Origin of the sequence: Pseudomonas sp. GM24, assembly GCF_000282235.1 — a bacterium.
GTDB lineage: Bacteria > Pseudomonadota > Gammaproteobacteria > Pseudomonadales > Pseudomonadaceae > Aquipseudomonas.
Genome location: NZ_AKJR01000395.1, coordinates 1 through 1,602, shown reverse-complemented (window position 1 = coordinate 1,602; position 1,602 = coordinate 1). Strand labels below are relative to the sequence as shown.

Annotated in this window: 1 protein-coding gene; it reads left to right on the top strand. The window is 57.4% G+C overall.

Going from position 1 to position 1,602, the window contains the following annotated elements; translation table 11 throughout:
* The first annotated feature begins 138 nt into the window (after positions 1-138).
* Positions 139-1,509: a cell envelope integrity protein CreD gene (gene creD, locus PMI23_RS29010; protein ID WP_007910002.1), complete on the top strand. Its 1,371-nt coding sequence runs from the start codon at positions 139-141 to the stop codon at positions 1,507-1,509.
* Positions 1,510-1,602 lie beyond the last annotated feature (93 nt).

Sequence of the window (1,602 nt, the reverse complement as noted above, 5' to 3'; positions counted from 1 at the left end):
CCTACATTGGATTGCGTACACCTGTAGGAGCTGCCGAAGGCTGCGATCTTTTGATCTTTCCACACAATCTCCATATTCCCCCCACATTCCCCTCATACAGCACCAGCAGACTCTGCCCATCCAAACAGGGAGAGTCCCATGAACAAGAATCTGACGATAAAGCTCGGCGCCATCGCCGTGCTCATCCTGCTGTTGCTGATCCCGTTGCTGATGATCGACGGCGTCATCGACGACCGCCAACAGCTGCGCGACGGCGTGCTCGAAGACATCGCCCGCAGCTCCAGCTACAGCCAGCAACTGAGCGGGCCGGTGATGGTGGTGCCGTATCGCAAAGTGATTCACAACTGGAAGACCAACGACAAGACCAACCAGCGCTACGACGAACCGAGCGAAGAGCGTGGTCGTTTGTACTTCCTGCCGGAGCGTTTCGAACTCGACGGCCAGGTGCAAACCGAACTGCGTGCGCGGGGTATTTATGAAGCGCGGCTGTTCCACGCCGACAACCGTATCAATGGCCATTTCTCATTGCCTGCACAGTTGGGCATCAAGGAAGACTTCAGCGACTACCAGTTCGATGCACCGTTTCTCGCGGTAGGTATCAGCGACATTCGCGGTATCGAAAATGCGCTGAAACTGGAACTTGACGGTCAGCGTCTGGACTTCGTGCCGGGCACCCAGGTCGGCTGGCTCGGCGAGGGTGTACGAGTGTCGCTGCCGTTGCTCGACACCAGCAAAACCACGGAACTGAGCTTCGGTTTCGATCTGCGCCTGCAAGGCACTGGTTCGTTGCAGGTGCTGCCGGTGGGCAAGAGCAGCAGCGTCAGCCTCACTGCGAATTGGCCGCATCCAAGTTTCATCGGCAATTTCCTGCCGGCCAAACGTGAGATCAACGATCAGGGTTTCAGCGCCGATTGGCAGACCACGTTTTTCTCCACCAACCTGCAAGACGCCATGAGCCGTTGCGTGAGCAGCAATGATTGCGAGGCGTTCAATGGTCGCAGTTTCGGTGTGAGCTTCATCGACCCGGTGGATCAGTACCTGAAGAGTGATCGGGCGATCAAATATGCGCTGCTGTTCATCGTCCTGACGTTCGCCGGTTTCTTTCTGTTCGAAGTGCTCAAGAGTCTGGCCGTGCACCCGGTGCAATACGCGCTGGTCGGTGTGGCGCTGGCGTTCTTTTATCTGTTGTTGCTGTCGCTGTCGGAGCACATTGGTTTCGCTCTGGCGTATCTGTTGTCGGCCAGTGCTTGCGTGCTGTTGATCGGGTTTTATGTCTGCCACGTGCTACGCAGTGTGCGTCACGGCTTGAGTTTTTCGGCGGGGCTGGCGGCGTTGTATGGCCTGCTCTATGGCTTGCTGAGCGCAGAGGATTACGCGTTGTTGATGGGCTCATTGTTGCTGTTCGGCCTGCTCGGTGTGTTCATGGTGCTGACGCGCAAACTGGATTGGTACGGGATCGGGCAGAAACCGGCGCAGCCGTTGGAGTTTGATGTCGGGGCGATGCAATGAGCCGGTCGCTGGGGTTGCGTGAGGATCAGTGCTGGAAGGATGAACTGGTGACGCGGATTATCGGGCTTTTGCCTGTGGAACCGAGTGGGTGCC

Bases quoted from the DNA above. Each gene is read 5' to 3' on its own strand.
- creD (WP_007910002.1), top strand. From the start codon at position 139: ATGAACAAGAATCTGACGATAAAGCTCGGCGCCATCGCCGTGCTCATC.